15 protein-coding genes and 3 pseudogenes are annotated in these 19,491 nt (G+C 74.4%); 6 read left to right on the top strand and 12 right to left on the bottom strand.

The features are described 5' to 3' along the window. The first annotated feature begins 8 nt into the window (after window positions 1-8). Window positions 9-782 carry an MBL fold metallo-hydrolase gene (locus ACWC24_RS28920; protein WP_450665826.1) on the top strand — a complete coding sequence of 258 codons (774 nt, stop codon included), beginning with the start codon at window positions 9-11 and terminating at the stop codon, window positions 780-782. Next, window positions 782-1,438 (top strand): DedA family protein, encoded by a 657-nt coding sequence (locus tag ACWC24_RS28925; protein WP_450665852.1) that lies wholly within the window; start codon window positions 782-784, stop codon window positions 1,436-1,438. The genes ACWC24_RS28920 and ACWC24_RS28925 overlap by 1 nt, the downstream gene beginning before the upstream one ends. Window positions 1,439-1,697: 259 nt before the next feature. On the opposite strand, the gene ACWC24_RS28930 is transcribed toward ACWC24_RS28925, so the two are convergent. The 6 genes and pseudogenes from ACWC24_RS28930 to ACWC24_RS28955 form a co-directional block, all read right to left on the bottom strand. Continuing rightward, window positions 1,698-2,885, bottom strand: coding sequence for an MBL fold metallo-hydrolase (locus tag ACWC24_RS28930; RefSeq protein ID WP_450665827.1), 1,188 nt, complete (start codon window positions 2,883-2,885; stop codon window positions 1,698-1,700). After that, window positions 2,882-4,129 (bottom strand): aminotransferase class I/II-fold pyridoxal phosphate-dependent enzyme, encoded by a 1,248-nt coding sequence (locus ACWC24_RS28935; protein WP_450665828.1) that lies wholly within the window; start codon window positions 4,127-4,129, stop codon window positions 2,882-2,884. The genes ACWC24_RS28930 and ACWC24_RS28935 overlap by 4 nt, the downstream gene beginning before the upstream one ends. 141 nt (window positions 4,130-4,270) lie before the next feature. Next, window positions 4,271-5,560 (bottom strand): hypothetical protein, encoded by a 1,290-nt coding sequence (locus tag ACWC24_RS28940; protein WP_450665829.1) that lies wholly within the window; start codon window positions 5,558-5,560, stop codon window positions 4,271-4,273. A gap of 193 nt (window positions 5,561-5,753) precedes the next feature. Then, window positions 5,754-6,063, bottom strand: a pseudogene (locus ACWC24_RS28945) (DUF6158 family protein); the annotation flags it as partial. 224 nt (window positions 6,064-6,287) lie between these two features. Continuing rightward, window positions 6,288-7,907, bottom strand: a complete 1,620-nt coding sequence (locus tag ACWC24_RS28950) for an ABC-F family ATP-binding cassette domain-containing protein (protein WP_450665830.1) — start codon at window positions 7,905-7,907, stop codon at window positions 6,288-6,290. A gap of 68 nt (window positions 7,908-7,975) precedes the next feature. After that, on the bottom strand, window positions 7,976-8,632 hold the full coding sequence (locus ACWC24_RS28955) for a histidine phosphatase family protein (protein WP_450665831.1): 657 nt from the start codon (window positions 8,630-8,632) through the stop codon (window positions 7,976-7,978). 136 nt (window positions 8,633-8,768) lie between these two features. Here ACWC24_RS28955 and ACWC24_RS28960 point away from each other — a divergent pair. The 3 genes and pseudogenes from ACWC24_RS28960 to ACWC24_RS28970 form a co-directional block, all read left to right on the top strand. Beyond that, window positions 8,769-9,332 (top strand): annotated as a pseudogene (locus ACWC24_RS28960) (phosphatase PAP2 family protein); the annotation flags it as partial. A 197-nt stretch (window positions 9,333-9,529) separates the two neighbouring features. Further along, window positions 9,530-10,351: a class I SAM-dependent methyltransferase gene (locus ACWC24_RS28965; RefSeq protein ID WP_450665832.1), complete on the top strand. Its 822-nt coding sequence runs from the start codon at window positions 9,530-9,532 to the stop codon at window positions 10,349-10,351. Window positions 10,352-10,393: 42 nt separating this feature from the next. After that, window positions 10,394-10,564 carry a hydrophobic protein gene (locus tag ACWC24_RS28970; protein ID WP_450665833.1) on the top strand — a complete coding sequence of 57 codons (171 nt, stop codon included), beginning with the start codon at window positions 10,394-10,396 and terminating at the stop codon, window positions 10,562-10,564. Between the two features lie 211 nt (window positions 10,565-10,775). Here ACWC24_RS28970 and ACWC24_RS28975 read toward each other — a convergent pair whose 3' ends face one another. From ACWC24_RS28975 to ACWC24_RS28985, 3 genes and pseudogenes are all read right to left on the bottom strand, one after another. Then, entirely contained in the window at window positions 10,776-11,537 is a 762-nt protein-coding gene (locus tag ACWC24_RS28975; RefSeq protein ID WP_450665834.1) for a GvpL/GvpF family gas vesicle protein, read from the bottom strand. A 123-nt stretch (window positions 11,538-11,660) separates the two neighbouring features. Beyond that, window positions 11,661-13,324 (bottom strand): annotated as a pseudogene (locus ACWC24_RS28980) (IS200/IS605 family accessory protein TnpB-related protein). Window positions 13,325-13,546: 222 nt separating this feature from the next. Beyond that, window positions 13,547-15,508 (bottom strand): DUF5107 domain-containing protein, encoded by a 1,962-nt coding sequence (locus tag ACWC24_RS28985; protein WP_450665835.1) that lies wholly within the window; start codon window positions 15,506-15,508, stop codon window positions 13,547-13,549. A 187-nt stretch (window positions 15,509-15,695) separates the two neighbouring features. Between ACWC24_RS28985 and ACWC24_RS28990 the strand changes: the two genes are divergently transcribed. Then, entirely contained in the window at window positions 15,696-16,043 is a 348-nt protein-coding gene (locus ACWC24_RS28990; RefSeq protein ID WP_450665836.1) for a DUF6204 family protein, read from the top strand. Here the strand turns inward: ACWC24_RS28990 and ACWC24_RS28995 are convergent. The 3 genes from ACWC24_RS28995 to ACWC24_RS29005 are packed head-to-tail and all read right to left on the bottom strand — an operon-like array spanning window position 16,015 to window position 19,486. Continuing rightward, the gene (locus ACWC24_RS28995) at window positions 16,015-16,569 is read right to left on the bottom strand and encodes a GNAT family N-acetyltransferase (protein ID WP_450665837.1); all 555 of its coding nucleotides are present in this window, start codon (window positions 16,567-16,569) and stop codon (window positions 16,015-16,017) included. The genes ACWC24_RS28990 and ACWC24_RS28995 overlap by 29 nt on opposite strands. A gap of 44 nt (window positions 16,570-16,613) precedes the next feature. Further along, entirely contained in the window at window positions 16,614-17,537 is a 924-nt protein-coding gene (locus tag ACWC24_RS29000) for a S66 peptidase family protein (RefSeq protein WP_450665838.1), read from the bottom strand. Beyond that, window positions 17,534-19,486: a prolyl oligopeptidase family serine peptidase gene (locus ACWC24_RS29005; protein ID WP_450665839.1), complete on the bottom strand. Its 1,953-nt coding sequence runs from the start codon at window positions 19,484-19,486 to the stop codon at window positions 17,534-17,536. Before ACWC24_RS29005 ends, ACWC24_RS29000 begins: the two co-directional genes overlap by 4 nt. Window positions 19,487-19,491: the final 5 nt, after the last annotated feature.

The raw sequence follows: 19,491 nt of genomic DNA on the forward strand, positions 1-19,491 counted from the left end.
GCAAAGAGGTGCCGGTGGAGATCACCTGGTGGGGCCACGCGACCTGCGCGGTCGAGGATTCGAACGTACGCGTACTCACCGATCCCCTGTTCACCGGCCGGCTCGCGCATCTGCGCCGGCGCCGGGGCGCGCTGCCGCCGGCGGACGCCCGGCGCGCGGACGTCGTACTCGTCTCCCATCTGCACGCCGACCATCTGCACCTGCCGTCGCTGGGGCGGCTCGCGCCGGGCACGCGCCTGCTGGTGCCCCGGGGCGCGCCGCGCGCCGTCCCCGGACTCGGCCGCCTCACCCACCTGGACGTGCAGGAGATGGCACCCGGGGACGAGACCGCGGTCGGCGCCCTGGTGGTACGTGCCGTGCCCGCCCGGCACGACGGGCGGCGGCTGCCCATGGGACCGCGCCGCTGCCCCGCGCTCGGCTACGTCGTGACGGGCGAGGCGCGCACCTACTTCGCCGGGGACACCGGGCTGTTCGACTCGATGGCCGAGGAGGTCGGGCCGGTCGACACGGCGCTGCTGCCGGTCGGCGGCTGGGGCCCGTACCTCGGCGAGGGGCATCTGGACGCCGGGCGGGCGGCCGAGGCGCTCGCCCGGCTCGCGCCGCGCAGCGCCGTGCCGGTGCACTACGGCACGTACTGGCCGATCGGGCTGGACGCCGTGCGCCCCCACGAGTTCCACGCGCCGGGCGAGGAGTTCGTGCGCCTCGCGGCCGAGCGCGCGCCGGAGGTCGTGGTGCACCGGCTCGCACACGGGGAGAGCGTGCGCCTGGAGGTCACCCCGTGATACCCCCGGCCCTCGCGTCGCTGTCGGCCGTTCCGGTGCTGTCCGCCGTCGTGCGGACCGTACCGCCGGAGTCCACGCAGCAGGCGCTGGGCTATCCGTCGCTGTTCCTGCTGGTGCTGATCGGGGCGCTGGTGCCGGTGGTGCCTACGGGGGCGCTGGTGAGTTCGGCGGCCGTGGTCGCCTTCCATCAGACGGCGCCGTTCGCCCTGGCGGCGGTCTTCGTGACGGCGTCGCTGGCCGCGTTCCTCGGCGACGCGGCGCTGTACTGGCTGGGCCGGCGCGGGATGCGCTCGAAGAACGGTTCGCGCTGGCTGGAGGCGATCCGGGCGCGGGCGCCCGAGGACCGGCTGACGGGGGCGCAGCACAAGCTCGCCGAGCACGGGGTGGCGGTCCTGGTGCTGTCCCGGCTGGTGCCCGCGGGGCGGATCCCGGTGATGCTGGCCTGTCTGATGGCCGAGTGGCCGCTACGGCTGTTCGCCCGGGGCAATCTGCCGGCCTGTCTCGCCTGGGCGGTGACGTACCAGCTCATCGGGATACTCGGCGGCTCGCTGTTCAGCGAGCCGTGGGAGGGCGTGGTCGCGGCGGTGGCGCTGACCGTGCTGATCGGGGCGGCACCGACACTGTGGCGCAGGGTCCGCGGGTCGGCCGGCGCCTGAGCGCTGCCGCGCGGGGTCGGCCGGGGCCCGGGCCCCGGGCCCCGGGCCGCTGGTCGGGCCGGCGCCCGCGTTCCGCGCCGCGGACGGCCGACGTCCGAGCTCCGAGCCGCGGGGTCGGCCGGCGCCCGGGCCCCGGGCCGCTGGTCGGGCTGGTGCCCGAACCGCGCCGCGGACGGCCGGTGCCGAGGCCCCGCGCCGCGGTTCGGGCGCCCCGGCCGCGGTGGGGTTCGTGAGCCGGGGCAGGGTTCCGGGGCCGCGCTCAGCCGTACTGGTCGTACTGGCCGGGGAGGATCCGGGAGCCTCCAATAGGCAGGTCCCACAGGTCGTCGCGGGCCAGCCCCGCCTTTTCCCAGGCCACGCGCACCCGGGTGAGCGGTTCGAGGACCGGTTCCGCCGACAGCACGAACGTCGCCCAGTGCATGGGGGCCAGCCGGCGCGCGCCGACGTCCTGGGCGGCCCTGACCGCCTCCTCCGGATCGCAGTGGACGTCGCTCAGCCACCAGCGGGGGTCGTACGCGCCGATGGGGAGCAGCGCGAGGTCGATGCCCGGGTAGCGCTGCCCGATGTGGGCGAACCAGTGGCCGTAGCCGGTGTCGCCCGCGAAGTAGACCCGCTGTCCGTCCGGGTCGGTGAGCACCCAACCGCCCCACAGGCTGCGGCAGGTGTCGGTGAGGCTGCGCTTGGACCAGTGGTGGGCGGGCACGAAGTCGAAGCGGACACCGCCCAGTTCGGCCGCCTCCCACCAGTCGAGCTCGGTGACGGTGGTGAACCGGCGGCGCCGGAACCAGCTCGCGAGCCCCGCGGGCACGAACACCGGGGTGTCGCGCGGGAGTCTGCGCAGCGTCGGGGCGTCCAGATGGTCGTAGTGGTTGTGGCTGATGACGACGGCGTCGACCCGCGGCAGGGCGTCCCAGGCGACGCCGACGGGGGTGATGCGGGCCGGGGTGCCGAGGATACGACGGGACCAGACCGGGTCGGTGAGGACCGTCAGCCCGCCGACCCGCAGCACCCAACTGGCGTGCCCCGCCCAGGTGACGGCGACGGTGCGGGTGTCCACGCGGGGCAGCGGGCCGGGTTCGCAGGGCAGCAGGGGGATGTCGGCCAGGCCCTGCTTGCCGGGTCGGACGGAGCCCTCACGGGCGAAGCGGGCCAGGGCCTTGAGACCGGGCAGCGGGGCGGTCAGGCGATCGTGGAAGGTGCGCGGCCACTCCCGCCGCTCCCCCGGCGGCCGGGGGGCGGCGAGCGGCGGACCCGGGGGTGCGAGCGGGGGCGTACGGGCCGCGGGGCCGGATTCCCGTGCCGGGTTCGAACGGGTGGGCGCCTTCGGTGGGGTGGGTGTGTTCGGTGGGGCGGGCGCGCTCGGTGGGGCGGGCGTATTCGGTGGGGTAGGCGTGCTCGGTGGGGCGGGCGTGCTCGGTGTGGTGGTCGACTCGGACTGCTGCGTCATCGAGGAGGCTCCCGTCGCTGAGCGTCGTCGCGGAGATCGTCGAAGACCGACCTCAGGGTGGTCAACGCGCGTTGCACATGGGGCAGTTCCCACGGTGCGGGTGAACCGACGCAGAGCGCGCGCTCCTGTTCCGTGGCGCCGAGGAGCGGCGCGGTGGACAGGCGGACGCGCAGGGCGCCGAGGTCGTCACCGAAGCGGTGACCGCCGGGCGCGGGCATCCCGAGCCGGGCGGAGAGGTGGTCCTCCAGGTCCTGAGCGTCACCCACGCCGTGCGGGACCAGCGCGGTCCGCAGCGGGCCGAGGTCGGCGTAGAGGTGCCGGCCCGCCCGTGGCGGCCGGGCGAGCGCGCCCGCGGCGACCACGGCGCCGTGCACGGCGGCGGCCAGGCGCGCGTGCGTCCGCACGGCGGCGGCCACGCGCGCGGCGACCGGACCGGGTTCGGCGAGGGCGTACTCGGCGGCCGCCGCGACCGGCGCCGCGACGCGGGCGTCCAGCGCGGTGAGCACGTCGAGCACGCGCGCGTGGAGGTCGGCCCCGTCGGGACCGTCGGCGAACCGGGCCACGGCGGCCGGCCAGCCGGGCGGCAGCAGCGCGCCGGCCAGGTCGCCGACCACCGTGACCCGGTCCGGCAGCATCTCGGCGGGGCTGAACAGCACCGTGGTGCGCGGGTCGTGCACGGTGTCGCGCCAGGTCTCGTCGCTGACCAGGTGCAGCCCTTCGCCCGCGGCGGCCTCGACGGCCTCGTGCAGCGCCTCGGGCGGGGCGACGGTGGCGGTCGGGTCGTCGGCGACGGACAGCACCAGCAGCCGCGGATCGCCGCCTTCCGCGCGGACCCTGCGGACGGTCTCCAGCAGGGCGTACGGATCCGGTACGCCGCCGCATTCGGCCGGGGTCGCCACATGGAACACGGGTCTGCCCAGCAGTCGCGCGTACGGGCCCCACCAGGCGGCGCAGGGGCGCGGCACCAGGACGTCGCCGCCGAGCGCGGCGGTCAGCGCGACCAGCAGCGCGGGGGCGCCCGGCGCCGCGGTCACCCGGCCGGGGACGGCGGTCAGGCCGCGCCGGGCCCAGTATCCGCAGGCCGCGTCCCGCAGCGTCGTACCGCCGCCGACGGGTTCGGCCTCCGCCCGGCCCGCGGCGGCGGCGAGCACCTCGGACAGTTCCGGGAGCAGCGGCAGTCCGTCGTCGGGCAGGGACGGCCCGTAGCGGACGGGACCGTGCCCCCCGGGGTCCGTGCGCCCCATGCCTACCTCCGCGCAGTCCTGGTGCCCTGTGCCACCGCTGTGCCGCCGTGTGTTCACACGGCTCCCAGGGACAACGGGTACCCCGCCCGTCGCGTCACAATGAGGGCTTCTGTCACCCTGCCCGTGACACCGCGAGGGGGCTCAGCCCTCCCAGCCGGGTTCACGTCGCCACAGCCGGTGCACGGCGGCGCCGAGCGCGCCCGCGATCAGCAGGCCGCCGGTGACGAGCGCGGGGACGGACCCGGCGAACGCGCCGCCCTCCCCGGCCTCCACGCCGTGCGGCAACCCGTCCTGCGCGCAGGGCTCGGCACGCGCGGCGGTGTGTACGGCGGTACGCGCGGCGGTGTGCGTCTGTGCCTTCGGGTGCTTGCCGGAGTCCGCGCCCCGATCCGCCGACGAGTCCGGGCGCCCGTCCGGGCGCCCGTCCGTGCCCTTGTCCGTGCCCCCGCCCGCGTGCTCGCCGGTACGCGACCCGCCGCAGGCCTGGTCGCCGTCCCGGCCGGTGTCCCGGCCGCCGTCCTGTCCCCCGCTCCCGCCGCTGTCGCCTCCGCCCTTCCAGCCGCCGTCCCCGCGGGCGTTCCCACCGCCGTCGCCGCCGGCCTTCGGTCCGGGACCGGCGCCCGTGTCAGGTGCGGTGCCTGTATCAGGTGCCGTGCTCGTGTCAGGTGCGGTGCCCGTGTCAGGCCTGATGGCCGGGTCCGGTGCGGTACCTGCGTCCGGTACGGCGCCCGTGTCCGGTACGGTGCCGGTGCCGGTGTCCGGTGCGGCGCCCGTGTCCGGTACGGTGCCGGTGCCCGGGCGGGCGGCCGGGTCCGGTGCAGTACCCGGGTCACGTCCGGAGCCGGTTCCCGAGTCCGGCCTGATGTCCGTGTCCGGCGCGGGAACGGTACCGGTGCCCCGCCCGGCGTCACCGGCGGAGCCGAGGCCGCTGCCGCGTCCGGCGTCGGTGTTGCCACCGCTGCCGACGAGCCCGCCGACAGCCCTGCCACCGGGACCGGCACTGCCACCGCCGGCGCCCACGGTGAACTTCGCGCTCCACGCCATGCCCTGCCCGTCGGCCGCCGCCGGGCAACTGCCGTCGACGGTCCACCCGGAGACCCCGGTGCCCGTGCCCGGTGCCGCCAGGTCCGTGGCGGCGGCGATGCGGGCGGTGCCCCGGTACGTGGCCCGGGCCACCGTCAGACCGTCGGCCGCGGCGACCCGGCGCAGCCTGACCGTACCCCCGGCGAACGCCCGGGACGTGGCGTCGATGCTCTCGGGCGGGGATCCGCCCAGCGCGCCGCAGCCGACCGAGACGGTGATACTGCCCCCGGGCAGGGACGCCTCGGGGCTGACCTGCACGGCCGGGTCCGCGGACGCGACCGGAGCCGCACTGACGACGGCGGCCCCGGCCAGGGCGACGGCGGACAGGAGACGGGCGGTGCGGCACATGGGGAGGGCTCCTTAGGCCTGACGGCTGTCGGGGCACTCCGGTCGTGCCCCACAGCCATCACAGCCCGCCCCGCACGGGGCCGCGCGCGGCCGGACACCATTCGCGGGACAGCCCGCCGCCGACCGGGTGAACGAGCCGTCGCCGCCGCCTCACCGTCCTCGGAAGGGCCGCGCCGAAACGGGCAGGCCGGTGTCAGGCGCCGCCGTGTCCCGCCCCGGGTCCCCACTTGCCCACCGGTGTCCGGCCCGCCGGCGCGGCGGCGGCCCGCACCCGCGCGCCGTCCCGGGTCCTGGCCGGGGAGACGAAGCGGCGGGGGTTGCGCCGCAGGTACTCGCCCTCCAGCTGGGCCATGCGGTGGTTGTGGGTGCGCAGCGCGTCGTTGGAGCCGTACAGCAGGGTGTCGTGGCGCGTGCGGTGGATGTTCTCCAGTTCCTTCATCAGCTGCTGGTCGTCCAGTCGCGCCGGGTCGACTCCGCTCATGGTGGTTACCCCGCTCGTCGTGTCCGTCCCTGCGGTCCGGTCCCGCCCGTGGGCGATCCGTCGGGCGGTCCGGGAGGGAGCCGTGGAAAGCGCCGCGTCAGCCGGGGACCGCCCCTGCGAACCCCGACCGACACGGCTCTGGCGTCTCTGCATCCACTGTACGAACATTCCGGCCCCCGGGCCCCCGGGCCCAGGGCCACCGGGCTTCGGGCCTCCCCGTCCGCCTCGCCCCGCAGGTCCGGGAGCCTACCGGGCCCGTTCCACCCGGCGCTCGTCCCAGACCGGCTCGGGGGTCTCCCGTACCCGGCCGTCGCTGCCGAAGACGAGGTAGCGGTCGAAGGAGCGGGCGAACCAGCGGTCGTGCGTGACCGACAGGACGGTTCCCTCGAAGGCTTCCAGGCCTTCCTGGAGTGCCTCGGCGGACTCCAGGTCGAGGTTGTCGGTGGGCTCGTCCAGGAGCAGGGCGGTGACGCCCGCCAGCTCGAGCAGCAGGATCTGGAAGCGGGCCTGCTGGCCGCCGGAGAGCCGCTCGAAGCACTGTTCGGCCTGCTGCGTCAGCTCGTAACGGCGCAGCCGGGACATGGCGGCGCCGCGGTCCTGGGCGTGCTCCTTCCACAGGATGTCGAGCAGGGTGCGGCCCTGGAGCTCGGGGTGGGCGTGCGTCTGGGCGAAGTGCCCGGGCACGACCCGCGCGCCGAGCCTCCACGTCCCGGTGTGCGCCACGTCCTCGCCGGCCAGGAGCCGCAGGAAGTGCGACTTGCCGGAGCCGTTGGAGCCGAGGACGGCGACCCGTTCGCCGTAGAAGACCTCCAGGTCGAAGGGCTTCATCAGGCCGGTCAGTTCGAGCGCCTCGCAGGTGACGGCCCGCACGCCGGTGCGTCCGCCCTTCAGCCGCATGGTGATGTCCTGCTCGCGCGGCGGCTCGGGCGGCGGTCCGACCTCCTCGAACTTGCGCAGCCGGGTCTGGGCGGCCTGGTAGCGGGAGGCCAGCTCATGGCTGATGGAGGCGGCCTGACGCAGGCTCAGCACCAGCTTCTTGAGCTGGGCGTGCTTCTCGTCCCAGCGCCTGCGCAGTTCCTCGAAGCGGGCGAAACGTTCGCGGCGGGCCTCGTGGTAGGTGGCGAAACCGCCGCCGTGCACCCAGGCGTCGGCGCCGGCGGGACCGGGCTCGACGGACACGATCTTCTCGGCGGCGCGGGAGAGGAGTTCCCGGTCGTGCGAGACGAACAGCACGGTCTTGCGGGTCTCCTTCAGCCGCTCCTCCAGCCAGCGCTTGCCGGGCACGTCGAGATAGTTGTCCGGCTCGTCGAGGAGCAGCACCTCCTCGGTGCCGCGCAGCAGCGCCTCCAGCACCAGCCGCTTCTGCTCACCGCCGGACAGCGTCCGTACCAGCCGCCACTGCGCCTTCTCGTACGGCACGCCCAGCGCGGCCGTGGTGCACATGTCCCACATGGTCTCCGACTCGTACCCGCGCACCTCGGCCCAGTCCGAGAGCGCCTGCGCGTACTGGAGCTGGGCGGCCTCGTCGTCGACGGCCATCATGGCGTGCTCGGCCCGGTCGACGGCCTGCGCGGCCTCGCGGATGCCGGCCGGCGCCACCGATACGAGCAGGTCCCGTACGGTCGTCTCGTCGCGTACGGAGCCCACGAACTGGCGCATCACGCCCAGGCCGCCGCTGACGGTGACGGTGCCGCCGTGCGGCTTCAGCTCTCCGGAGATCAGCCGGAGCAGGGTCGTCTTGCCCGCGCCGTTGGGCCCGACGAGGGCCACGACGGCCCCTTCGCCCACCCGGAACGACACATCGCCGAGCAGCGTCCTCCCGTCGGGGAGGTGGTACTCGAGGTGCGCGGCTTCCAGATGTCCCATGAAGAGGCATTCTGCGGTCTCCCGCCCGACCGGCCAAATGCTTATCCGACCTCTTGGACGGGGAGCGCTCAGCCGGTCTCCTCCAGCGCCCGGCCCGTCGGGCCGCCCTCGCCCGTCGGGGCGACCGTCGCACCGGCCCAGGTGAGGGCCTTCCAGCCGTCCGCCGGGCTGCCCTCCAGGATCACCACGCCGGTGTTCGCCAGGCGGTGGGCGGTGGCGAAGGGCACATCGACGTTGTCCGCGCGGGCGGCCGTCCACAGGCGGATCGCCGCGCCGTGGCTGACCAGGGCGACCGTCCCGGCCTCGCGGTCCGCCGCCTCCGCGACCACGGCGTCGTAGCGGGCGAGGACCTCGGCGCCGCTCTCGCCGCCCGGCATCCGCAGCCCGGTGTCGCCGGCCGCCCACGCGAACACGGTCCTCATGTAGCCCAGGCCCAAATCCGATTCGCCGGGGAGCAGCTCCAGGTCGCCCGCGGAGACCTCCCTGATGCCATCGCGCACGGTCACCCCGAGGCCGCGGGCGGCGGCCAGCGGGGCGGCGGTGAGCTGGGTGCGGAGCAGGGTGGAGGCGTAGACGGCCTCGATGTCCTCGTCGGCGAGGGCCGCGGGCAGTCGCGCGGCCTGCTGCTCGCCGAGTGCGGTCAGACCCGGCCCGGGGACCGTGGTGTCCAGCAGGAAGTCGACGTTCGCGGGGGTCTCGGCGTGGCGGACGAGGAGCAGGCGCATACGGTGGCCCTTCGACGGCGGTTCGATCCGGCGCGGTGTCCGGCGGTTCCGGCGGTTCGATCCGGCGGTTCCGGCGGTGCGGACCGGCGGTGCGGACCGGCGCAGGAAACGACCACTTCAGGGTACTCATCCCTGCATGAGCCCAGATGTCGACCTCACCGTCCTGAAGCCGGGGCACCACGCCCTGCGCGACCGGCTGCTCGCCCTCGACGGGCGCCTGTTCGAGTTCGCCGCCGAACGCCACTGGCCCGGCGCCGAGCCCGTGCTGCCGCGGCTGAGCCGGAGCGCCAACCACGGCGTGCTGTGGTTCGCCACGGCCGCCGTCATGGCGGCGAGCCGTACGCCGCGGGCCCGCCGGGCGGCCGTACTGGGGCTCGCCTCGCTCAGCCTGGCCTCGCTGACGATCAACACCCTGGGCAAGCGGTCGGTGCGCAGGCCGCGACCGGTTCTCGACCCCGTACCGCAGGTCCGGCAGCTGAAACGGCAGCCGATCACCACGTCGTTCCCGTCGGGGCACTCCGCCTCGGCGGCGGCCTTCGCGACCGGGGTCGCCCTGGAGTCTCAGGGGTGGGGCGCGGTGGTGGCTCCGGTGGCGTTCTCGGTGGCCATGTCCCGGGTGTACACCGGCGTGCACTTCCCGAGCGATGTGCTGGTGGGCGCGACGCTGGGCACGGGGGCGGCCTTCGCCGTACGGGCTCTGGCGGCGAAGCACACCTGAGCGCATCGACCCGAGGTCGCCGACCGGCCGACCGCCCAACACTTCTGACACTGCGTCAGTCCATATGTCAAAACGCCGGTCTCACCATGCGGTTGAGGCGCGTACGGTGACGGACATCGCCCCGCCGGGCCGAGAACCCGGGGGGCGGGTACGCGGAGCCGACGAAGAGGGGCACAGCCATGCCGGAAACACGGGAGACCGCCGTCTACACCCACGGGCACCACGAGTCCGTACTGCGCTCGCACACCTGGCGCACGGCCGCCAACTCGGCCGCGTACCTGCTCGGCTCGCTGAAGCCCCACATGAAGATCCTGGACATCGGCTGCGGACCGGGGACCATCACCGCCGACCTGGCGGAACTGGTCCCGGACGGACACGTCACCGGCGTCGACCACGCGCCGGAGATCCTGGAGCAGGCGCGGGCCACGGCCGCCGGGCGGGGGCTGGCCAACACCGACTTCGCCGTGGCCGACGTGCACGCCCTGGACTACCCGGACGACACGTTCTGCGTGGTCCACGCCCACCAGGTGCTCCAGCACGTCGGCGATCCGGTGCAGGCGCTGCGCGAGATGAAGCGGGTGACGAAGCCGGGCGGGTTCATCGCGGTCCGCGACTCGGACTACTCGGCGATGACCTGGTACCCGCAGTCCGCGGGGATGGACGACTGGCAGGACCTCTACCTGCGGGTGGCGCGGGCCAACGGCGGGGAACCGGACGCCGGGCGCCGGCTGAAGTCATGGGCGCTGGCGGCGGGGATCACGCAGATCACCGCCACGTCCGGCACCTGGACCTTCGCCACGCCCGAGGAGCGTGCGTGGTGGAGCGGCCTGTGGGCGGACCGGACCGTCGCCTCGGCGTACGCGCGGCGGGCCACCGAGGGCGGTCACGCGTCCGCCGAGCAGCTGCGGGCCGTCTCGGACGCCTGGCGGGAGTGGGGCGAGCAGGAGGACGGCTGGTTCAGCGTGCTGCACGGAGAAATTCTCTGCCGCAAGGATGCCTGAATCCCGCTTTCCGGGAAACACGGCGAGAAGGAGGTTCACATTATGGTTCCCATTCTTCTCGTCCTGCTGCTGGTACTTCTTCTCTTCGGCGCCGGCTTCGCGGTGAAGCTGCTCTGGTGGGTCGCGGTCGCGGTACTCGTGATCTGGCTTCTCGGTTTCCTGTTCCGCGGCACGAGCGCGGCCGGTGGCCGGGGCCGCTGGTACAGGTGGTGAATGCCCCGACGTGGGTAAAGAGCCCGCGAAACGGAATAGGGGATACCGGAGATACCGGAGATTCCCGCCTCCGGCGGCATTCCCGCTCTCGCTCCCGGTGACACGGGCGAGACGGTGGACCGAACGGCCCGAGGCCCTGCACAGGGCCTCGGGCCGCGGTCCGCCCCTATTCGGGTCCACCCGGGCCGGGGCTGTCCGGGGCCGTCCGGGGCTACGAGACCCATGTCCGCTTCGTCCTTTCCGCCCCCGCGAACTCCTCCGCCCCGGCGCACTCCTTGTCCTTCTCGGTCCCCTCGTCCTCTCGGGTGAACGAATAGGCTGCCCAGGGGCCGGTCAGTTCGACCCGAAGTCCGGGAGCATCGCCCTTCAGCCGGTCCACCAGTTCCACGAATTGCTCGGAATCCGTCCGCGCCACCAGATAGGACGCATTCAGTACGGTGTGCCCCGCGCGCCCTGCCGCGCCGGAGAACGTGGAGTCCTGCGGATCGCGGAAACACGACTCGTCGGCGTACCGGGAAAGCAGGCCGTGCAGCCGGGTCACGAATCGTTCGGCTTCCTCGGACATCCTGGTCGGCTGCGTCTCGGTATACACGTTGACGCTCCACTCGACCCGTCCGTCCAGCCGGTCGAGGGCGCGCGTGAACGCGGCGCCGTGCGTCTCCAGCATGAGCCGCAGGGCGCTGTCGTCGGGGCAGACGGTCGCCGGGCGCAGCGGCAGCGGTGTGGTGACGGCGGTCAGCGCGTCGACCACACCCCGATGGGCACGGACGGTGGCGCCCCGCCACTGCGGGTCCGCCAGATGCGCGTGCAACGGTTCCTCGGCGAAGTCCCGCTCGGGCACGGTGGAGACGACCGCGATCAGGCCGTGATGGCCGAGCAGGCCGACGGGCGCGCCCGCCACCCCGGTGAGCTGGGCCTGGAGGGCCGCGCGAAAGGGACGGCAGACGGCGTACACGTACCGCGGTCCGGCCATGGTGCCTCCTTCTGGGGCTAGGTCCGGCTCCGGCCGGGTTGGACCGTCCGCACGGTCCGGCCCGACGAGGAGCCTCGTCGACCTCATACCCGTGTGGCCATGTGTGCCACGCCCAAACCATTTCTAAGGACTGAGCGGGAGTGAGTCCTGTTGCCAGGACTGTGGTTGCTCGGCCGTGTGCCCCGAACGGTGTTGGGCACGCTGGTCGCCCGCTTTCGCTCCGCTGCCGGGCGGCACGCATCCGGTGCGTGGTCCGGGAAGGCGGGGGCGGCCCGCGGCCGGAGGCCGCTGATGAACAGCGCCTCACGCCTTCGGGCCTCCGGTCTGGCCTGGGCGGTCCGATGCCCCGCACGATCGCTCCGGTCGTGTGGGGGCGGTGCCGTCCGACGCCGGATCGGATGTCCGAGGGCGCGTCGCCCGATCGCGATGCTCGCGGCATCGTGCCGGGAAACCTTACGGCTACTGCCGGTCAGGGGTTTTTGCCAGTGCTGGGCACCCCACCGGGAGGTGTAGGCCGGATCCACCGCCACCACCGCAATATCCTGCTCGGCGGCCATCGACACCAGCCTCGCCCGGAGTTTCGCGGTGGGGAAGCGGGAGATCAACCGACGGAAGCGTTTGTTGCGGCCGTGCTGCTCCCGGCTGGTGCTACCGGTGAAGTCCAGGTCCTCGATCGCGATCGCACCCGCGCCGGTAGCGCGGGTGTGGTGCAGCAGGCGGGTCAGCGCGTGCCGGATCTGGGCGTCGCGGTGCGCGGTGGTACCGGACAGGTCGTAGAAGAAGCGCCGGGGCTCGCCGACCGGGTTGCCGTGGATGTCCAGGCGCCAGGCGGCCAGGTGGTCGTCGTTCATGTCGACACCCACCACACCTTGTGCCAGCGCCGCCTCCAGCGGCAGGACGGGGGCGGGGGTGTGTTGCCAGGAGGCGGTCACATACCAGCGGCCCCGCACCGTGTCGTGGTGGATGCGGTAGGCGACCGCCCGGTCGGTGGTGATCCGGTCCAGCCATTCGCGGCCGCGGTGGGTGAAGGTGACGGCCGCATCCAGGAGGTAGCGGCCGTGCGGTGCGTTGGCCAGACGGACCAGCGCGGCCGGGAGCTTGAGGAGCAGCCGTCCGGTGTCGGTGACGCGGATGGTCTCGTTGCCGAAGCGTTTGCCCGACTCCCCGTCCGCGGCCAGGAACATCCGCGCCGCCCGCCACCGCCCCCGCCACGCCTCCTCGCCCAGCCCGGCCTGATCGAGGTGATGGCGCAGATGAGCCAGGCGCCTGCCACCGCGCACCACGCGCACCCGGCCGGCCGCCCGGTCCGCCTCCACTGCCGTCAGCCGGTCCTGGAGTGCGTGCAGGCGGCGGGACTTGGCATGCCACTCCGCCCGGGAGGCGTAGCCGCGAGCCAGCCCAGCCCGCCGGTCCGCCTTGGCCCCCAGCGGCCGGGCCAGCCGCGCTTCGATCGACGCGATCTGCCCCCGCAGCCACCCCAGCTCGGCCGCCTGCCCGCGCCGGGACAACGCCCACTGGTCATGCGTGGCCTTGGTGATACTGCCCGCCCACCTGGCGGACGAGGCGCCGGTCAGCTCCCGCTTGCGCACCGCCCATGCGGCTGCATCATGCCCCAGGCCCTGCCGGACACGCGCCGCGAGATCACCGGCGGCCAGCGAGCCGAGGAACACCCCGACCTCGGTCAGCACCGCCGCGTCCGCCTCCGATACTCGCAGCCGGGTCCGGACCGCCACCCCGGCAGGACCGGGCACCACGAACGACGCCGCCACCTCCCGCACCCCACCCACCCCCACTCAGCACCACACCAGCCCGGTCACCCCGCCCAACGAACCCCACCCGAAAAGGTCACGCATTCGACCGGCAAACCCCCGTTCCCACCCACCGGCACCCACCGCCAGCCGCTCACCCATGCTCACGAAAACGCACTCGTGCACGGTCAAGCAGCAGCAGCTCCACACCCTCGCGCGGCCGACACGGGCCCCCGCCGGGTCACGGGGAGCGACGACCGCTCAGGGTGCGGACGGCCGCATCCGGAAGTCGTAGCGCGCCGGAAGCGGCGCGTCACTCACCCCGGCCCACAGCCGGCCCAGTGTCTCGTCGCCCTCCCGCAGGTCGGCGACCTCGAAGCCCGCGTCGAAGACCGCTCGCGCCTCCTCGCGGCGGCCCTCCGCGCACAGGATCTCGGCCTCCAGCAGCCGGAACCTGCCGCGCTCGCGGGTCTCGGAAAGCAGTCGCTCCCACACCGCCCGCGCCCCGGCCGGCCGCCGTGCGGCGAGCAGCGCGCCGACCGCCTCGCGGCCGAGCGCGGCCATGGCCGCCGTCCACGCCTCGCCGCTGTCGCGCCGCTCCCTGCACAGGTCGTCGAAGGCCTCCGCGTACCGGTCGGCGGCCCGTTCGTGGTTGCCGCTCTCCCGGTCCGCGACGGCGAGGCAGCGCAGCGACGGCCAGAGCGAGGGCGCGAGTTCCAGGGCCCGCTCCCAGCTGCGTACGGCCTGCGCCCGGTCACCGGCGTGCCACTGGGCGACGCCCAGGTGGTACTCGGTGAGCGGGGTCGCGGGCGCGGTCTCCAGCATGTCCCGCCAGTGCGGGGCGACGAGGGTCGCGCCCGGCGGCCGGACCCGGCGCGGCTCGGGGAAGGACCCGGTGCGCAGCAGCTCCCGCCAGGGTGCCTGCTCGTCGCCGAGGGTGTGCTCGCCGAAGGGGGTGCCGGGCAGTTTGCGGCCGGCGCGCAGCACTTCGAGCGCGCCCCAGCCGGACCCCGTGGCGAGGATCTCGTCGGGCTCGGTGTCGGCGTGCGCCTTCCAGGACGCGTGGGCGGCGTCGACGGCGGCCCGCGGAAGGACCGCTTCGAGCCGTTGCTCCACCCCGCCCAGCACCGTGTCCCACTCGCCCTCGGGCGGTGCGCTCAGCGGCCCGTACGCCTCGAGCCAGGACACCTCGCTCTCCGCCGCCAGGGACACGTGCTCGAGCTGGGTGCGGGCCAGCCCGGCCTGTATCTCGCAGTAGCCGCCCGTCCCCGGTTCGGTGAGCCACTCCTGCCAGCGCCGTCCGCCGGGCCCCGCCCCCCAGACGAACAGCTTGCGGCCGCGCAGCCCGTCCGTGGACGTCTGCACCAGTCCGTGCCCGTCGCCGTCGAGCGCGGCGATCCAGCGCCGCCGTCCGTCGGGCACGTCGTAGAAGTAGTCGGCGGCGAAGGTGCTGTTCAGCGGGTACGTACGGTCGGTGCCGTCGTACGCGGGAACCGGCACCCGGCGCAGTCGGCGCTCGTAGCCGAAGTGATAGGCCTCGGTCGCGGGGGCGAGGACCCGGCGTTCCTCGGGCACGGCGATGTTGGACCACCAGTAGGTGGGCACGGGGTGCTCGTGGGGATTGCGGACGCGGACGCCGACGTGGAGGAAGTCGGAGCCCTCCGGCAGCCACAGGTCGATCTGGAAGGGCAGGTCGCGCAGCCGCTCCCACTCCCACAGCCGGAGCATCTCCCCGCCGTCCGGGGCGGGGACGCGGGCGGCGTGCAGGGGTGAGCAGGACAGGGTGGTGTGGCCGGTGGCGCCGATGTTCCACTCGATGCCGCCGGAGTACCAGGCGCCGTTGAGAGCGAAGTTGGCGGGCTGCAACACCGGGTTGCGGTAGAGGAGTTCGCGGCCCGTGGGCTTGTGCAGGAGCGAGGCGATCCGGCCGCCGAGGGCGGGCAGCACCGTGGCGCGCAGCCGGTCGTTCTCGAGGATCAGGGCGTCGGTCCGCAGCGGTTCGCGGGCCCGTCCGTAACCGTCCCGCACGGGCACGGGCAGCAGGCTGTGCAGCGGCGCGTGGCCGATCTGGCGGGCCATGTCGGCCGGGAGGTTCTCCCGGTCCCGCTCGTCGATGCGGTGGACCTCGTCGAGCGGGCGCAGCGGGGGCAGCGGGTTGTCGGGGCCCGGCAGGGCGGCGGGCAGTGTCACTACGTCGCGTCGGATCGTCGTCACGATCGCCATGGAACCCGGCAACCGGGGCCCTGACCAGGGGAGCTGCCGGTCAGGATTGCGCAAAGGCGGGCCGGAGCCGGGCCGGGAGCGGGCCGGGTCCGGGCCGGGTCCGGGCCGGGGAGATATTCCGCGTGCGGTCCGGCCCCGCCGACATAGAGTCGGGTCCGGGGAAACCGCACGAGGAACGGAACAGCGCATGAGCGAGCAGCACACCTACCGGGTGATCGTCCGGGGCACCTGGGACGGGCTCACCGAAGAGGCGCGTGCCCGGCTGCTCGCCGAGGCCTCCGAGCACGGAATGACCAGCATGCGGTTCTGCGAGGAGGGTTCGCTGTCGTACGAGCCGTCGCCGCTGAAGCACTTCTCGATGCGCTACGTCGTGGTGTCGGACGCGGCGGACGGCGAGGAGATGGCGGGCGCGATCGCCGAGGACCGCGCGGAGCGCACGCTGCGGGAGGCGGGCTACGGTTTCGGCGCGCTGAAGTCGACGGTGACGGACCTCGACACGATGAAGGTCAACCGGAAGCCCTCGTCTCGGCGGTGATCGCCCAGCGTTCGTGGTCCCGCCAGGCGCCGTCGATGAAGAGCATCTTCGGCGAGAAGCCCTCGAGCCGGAAACCGCAACTGCGGGCGAGGGCGATCGAGGCGGTGTTGGCGGGCTGCGCGTTGACCTCCAGCCGGTGCAGCCGCATCGTCCCGAAGGCATGTCCGACCACGAGGTCCAGCCCCTCGCGCATCAGCCCGCGCCCGGCGGCGTGCGCGAAGGCGCCGTAGCCGACGACACCGCTGAGGAAGGCGCCCTCGACGATGTTGTTGATGTTGACGAACCCGGCGACGGCCCCGCCGTCGTCCTTGTCGCAGACCAGGAACCCGGCCTTCGTCCGGTCCTCGATCAGCCGGCCCGCGTAGGCGGTGTACCCGTCGGCGGTGTCCGGCGGGAACAGCCACGGGTGGTGCAGGTCCTTGCTCTCCCGGGCCCTGGCGACGAACTCGGGGCCGTCCTCGTGACCGAAGTGACGTATGCCCACGCGGGGGCCCTCGGCGAGGTAGCGGGATGCGGTGTGCGGCATCCCGCCACTCTACGACGACGGCACCCCGCCGGGGCCCGCCCGGCTCAGCGCAGCGCCGGCTCGTCGAGGGTCAACGTGCCGGCGTCCGCGTCCAGTTCACCGCTCATGCCGAAGGGAACGGTCAGCGCCCCTTCGCCGTGCCCGAATCCGAGTTCCTCGACGACGGGGACTCCCAGGCCGCCGAGGCGGTCGGCGAGGACGGCGCGCACCGCGTCGTAGGGACCGCAGCCGGCCCAGGAGCCCAGCGCGACGCCGGTGACGCCGTCGAGCCAGCCGGTGCGCAGGAGTTGGGTCAGCATCCGGTCGATGCGGTACGGCTGCTCGCCGACGTCCTCCAGCATCAGCAGCCCACCCCGGGCGTCCGGGCGGGCGTGCGGGGTGCCGAGGTCGGAGACGAGCATGCTCAGACAGCCGCCGAGCGTGACACCGCGCGCCCGGCCGGGGGCGAGCGCGCCGCCGCCGGAGGTGAGGGTGCGGACCTTCTCGGGCGCGAACAGCGTGTCCCGCAGGTGCTCCTGGGCCCGTGCGTGCTTGAGGAAGTCCACGCCCGCGGCGGCGGGTCCGTGCAGGGTGACCAGGCCCAGCCGGGTGGCGAAGGCCTGGTGCAGCACGGTGATGTCGCTGAAGCCGACGAACACCTTCGGCCCCGCCGCCCGCATCGCCGACCAGTCGAGCAGGTCGACCATCCGCTGGGCCCCGTAGCCGCCGCGCGCGCACAGCACGGCGTCGACCGCCGGGTCGCACCAGGCGGCCTGGAGGTCCGCGGCCCGGTCCGCGTCCGTACCCGCGAGGTGGCCCAACGCGCCGTGCCGGTCCAGCACATGGGGTGCGGCCACCGGATCGAGGCCGAAGCCGCGCAGTACGTCGAGCCCGGCCTGGAGCCGTTCCTCGGCGACGGGCCCGCTGGGCGCCACGACGGCCACCCGGGCTCCGGGGGCGAGCCGGGCGGGGCGCAGGAGTTGCTTCATCCGGCCAGCTCCAGGGTCGGGGCGTCCGGCGGATTCAGTCCGAACACCTTCGAGTAGAGGGCGAGTTCGGCCTCCAGGGCACGCACCATGGTCTCGGCCCGGCGGAATCCGTGCCCCTCCCCCTCGAAGGCGATGTAGGCGTGCGGCACTCCTCTGCCGCGCATCCGCTCCAGGAAGCGGTCGCACTGCGCGGGCGGGCAGATCACGTCGTCCAGCCCCTGGAGCAGCAGGAAGGGCGCCGTGATCCGGTCGGCGTGCTCGGCCGGGGAGCGCTGCGCGTACCGGGCCGGCACCTCGGCGAGCGGTCCGACCAGGGTCTCCAGGTAGTGCGACTCGAAGTCGTGGGTCTCCCCCGTGGCCCAGCCGGCCAGGTCGAGGATGGGATAGCTGATGGTGCCGCAGGCGTAGACGTCGGTGGCGGCGAGGGAGGCCGCGGTGGTCCAGCCGCCGGCGCTGCCGCCGCGGACGGCCAGCCGGTCGCGGTCGGCGGTGCCCTCCTCGGCGAGGGCGAGGGCGACGGCCGCGCAGTCCTCGACGTCGACGACGCCCCACTGCTCGCGCAGCCGGTTGCGGTACTCGCGGCCGTACCCGGTCGAGCCGCCGTAGTTGACCTCGGCGACCCCGATGCCGCGCGAGGTGAAGTAGGCGATCTCCAGGTCCAGCACCAGCGGTGCGTGTCCGGTGGGGCCGCCGTGCGCCCACACGACGTACGGGGGCAGCTCGTCGGTCGGCGCGGTGTACCCGGGGTGATGCGGCGGGTAGACGTGCGCGTGGATCTCACGGCCCTCGGGGCCGGTGAAGGTGCGGATCAGCGGCTCGGGGTAGTGCGTCGGGTCCGCCGCGTCCTGGTGTGCGCAGCCGATCACCCGCGCCCGGCCGGTCCGCGTGTCCAGTTCGACGACCTCGTAGGCGCTGCGCGGGCTGGCGCCGACGGCCACCACCCGCTCGCCGTGCACCGCGAGGGTGGGGGCGAACTCGGTCCAGGGGCCGGCCGCGTCGACGACGTCGCCGGTCTCGGGGTCCAGTATGCCGAGCGCGGTCGCGCCGCGGCCGTGCACCACGGCGACCAGGCCGTTCTCCAGGGGTGCGAACCAGCAGTGCCCGAGTTTCCACAGGGGGCCGCCGAACTCCTCCTCGCGGGGGCAGAGCGGCTCGCCGTCCCGGTAGAGGTTCCACCAGCCGCCGCGGTCGCTCGCGTACAGCAGCCGGCCGTCCGCCGCCCAGTCGGCCTGGGCGATGGACTCCTCGGGACCGCCGGCCACCGTACGGGGCTGCCGGAACGTTCCCTCGTCGGTCACGTCCGCGACGACCAGCTCGGTGCCGTCCCAGGGCATCCGCGGGTGGTCCCAGGCCAGCCAGGCGGCCTTGCGCCCGTCCGGGGACAGCCGTGGCCCGGTGACGAACCGCTGCCGGGCCTCGGTGAGCTCCCGCACGGCGGCCCGGTCCTCGGCGGCCGAGCCGTCCAGCGGCACGGCCACCGGGACCCGGCGGACGTCGGTGGGCGCGTCGCCGGTGAACTCCTCCAGGACGCACCACACCTCACCGAGCTCGGGACGCAGCTGCGGCTGCGCCCAGCGCAGTCCGTCGCCCACCGGGGAGACGGGGGTGAGCGGGCGCGGCTCGCCGCCGGGCTCGTACCGGTAGAGCCGCTGGTCGGAGAAGTTCACGAACACCACGAGCGGTACGCCGTCGCGCACGGTCCCGGCCCAGGGATGCCCGCCGTACTCGATGACGCGGCTGCGCACGTTCCACGGCGCGGACAGCACGGACTCCTCGGTGCCGTCCGCGCGCCGGCGCACCAGGGTGCGCCGGCCGCCCTCGGCGGGCCGGGGCTCGGTCCACCAGACCTCCTCGCCGACGAACCCGAGGTACTCGGGGTGCCCGTCGTGGGCGGCCGCGAGGGCCGCCCCGATGGGCGAGGGCCAGGAACCGTATGCCAGGGTCTGCACGTTCT

It is taken from the genome of Streptomyces sp. NPDC001443 (assembly GCF_053597355.1).

Coding starts and splice junctions, on each gene's coding strand:
- ACWC24_RS28990 (WP_450665836.1), top strand. CDS start 15,696: ATGAGCGAGCAGCACACCTACCGGGTGATCGTCCGGGGCACCTGGGAC.
- ACWC24_RS28930 (WP_450665827.1), bottom strand. CDS start 2,885: ATGACGCAGCAGTCCGAGTCGACCACCACACCGAGCACGCCCGCCCCA.
- ACWC24_RS28970 (WP_450665833.1), top strand. CDS start 10,394: ATGGTTCCCATTCTTCTCGTCCTGCTGCTGGTACTTCTTCTCTTCGGC.
- ACWC24_RS28965 (WP_450665832.1), top strand. CDS start 9,530: ATGCCGGAAACACGGGAGACCGCCGTCTACACCCACGGGCACCACGAG.
- ACWC24_RS29000 (WP_450665838.1), bottom strand. CDS start 17,537: ATGAAGCAACTCCTGCGCCCCGCCCGGCTCGCCCCCGGAGCCCGGGTG.
- ACWC24_RS28955 (WP_450665831.1), bottom strand. CDS start 8,632: ATGCGCCTGCTCCTCGTCCGCCACGCCGAGACCCCCGCGAACGTCGAC.
- ACWC24_RS28995 (WP_450665837.1), bottom strand. CDS start 16,569: ATGCCGCACACCGCATCCCGCTACCTCGCCGAGGGCCCCCGCGTGGGC.
- ACWC24_RS28940 (WP_450665829.1), bottom strand. CDS start 5,560: ATGTGCCGCACCGCCCGTCTCCTGTCCGCCGTCGCCCTGGCCGGGGCC.
- ACWC24_RS28985 (WP_450665835.1), bottom strand. CDS start 15,508: ATGGCGATCGTGACGACGATCCGACGCGACGTAGTGACACTGCCCGCC.
- ACWC24_RS28935 (WP_450665828.1), bottom strand. CDS start 4,129: ATGGGGCGCACGGACCCCGGGGGGCACGGTCCCGTCCGCTACGGGCCG.
- ACWC24_RS28975 (WP_450665834.1), bottom strand. CDS start 11,537: ATGGCCGGACCGCGGTACGTGTACGCCGTCTGCCGTCCCTTTCGCGCG.
- ACWC24_RS28950 (WP_450665830.1), bottom strand. CDS start 7,907: ATGGGACATCTGGAAGCCGCGCACCTCGAGTACCACCTCCCCGACGGG.